Below are 734 nucleotides of genomic sequence, written 5' to 3' on the forward strand. Positions count from 1 at the left end.
GCCACGGCCAGGCCTCCTGCAGCGGCTTTTCCGGTAGCATCTGGAACAGCCACGCGATTGGAGATGACAACGAGCCGTCGCAAATGCCTCTCCCTCTGTAGCAGGGGAGAGGGTAGCCCAAGGACGAATACCGTGGCAAATACCCCGCCTGGGGCTTAGTCCCATCAAGCTGGGAGAGGCCATCGCGGGCTGCGCCCGGCGCGCCAAACCATTGCAAGATCCCGCGCTTGGAGCGGTGCCTGACCGCTCATCCCGTGACGTCTGTCTCTGGCCGATCCTGTCCCAGGGACACTTCTTCGTGCCAGTCACCCGCTTCGTCCTGGTACTCGATGTCTTCAGGCGCGCCCGGCAGCCTCTGCTCGGCGGCGGCTCGTTCCGCTGCCTCGCGGGCTTCGTCATGGGTGGCGTAGCGTTCCGAGAACACATCCCCAGCTTTGTAGGCCCACCCGCCGTCGTGCTCGACGATCCTGTAATGAACATTGGCCATGACTAGATCCTCGGCACAGTGATTATGACCCTTTGGCGAGTGGCTCGAGAGGGGCGAGTTTAGGATAGGCGCGGCTCATTTTGGCCCGGGCCTTTTCGGTCGTGAACATCCAGGTGATGTGTGCGCCGCCGGCGTTGCGCTCGCGCTCCCAAGCCGCGATTTCCCGCTCGAGCCCCTCGCGCGTGTCGATCCGCCGGTCCAGGCACTGGCCCTTGAGCACCCCGATCTCGATTTCGACCATGTTCAA

The 734-nt window shown here is 63.5% G+C and carries 1 protein-coding gene and 1 pseudogene; both read right to left on the reverse strand.

Features of this window, described 5'->3' with window-relative positions; all coding sequences use genetic code 11:
- Positions 1–247: 247 nt before the first annotated feature.
- Positions 248–487, reverse strand: a complete 240-nt coding sequence (locus FS320_RS44510; protein WP_152718796.1) for a DUF2188 domain-containing protein — start codon at positions 485–487, stop codon at positions 248–250.
- Between the two features lie 22 nt (positions 488–509).
- Positions 510–734 (reverse strand): annotated as a pseudogene (locus FS320_RS44515) (IS630 family transposase); the annotation flags it as partial.

The sequence above is a fragment of the Microvirga tunisiensis genome (genome assembly GCF_009296175.1).
Classification (GTDB): domain Bacteria; phylum Pseudomonadota; class Alphaproteobacteria; order Rhizobiales; family Beijerinckiaceae; genus Microvirga; species Microvirga tunisiensis.

Excerpts from the sequence above, each read along its gene's own strand:
- FS320_RS44510 (WP_152718796.1), bottom strand. The coding sequence starts at position 487 with ATGGCCAATGTTCATTACAGGATCGTCGAGCACGACGGCGGGTGGGCC.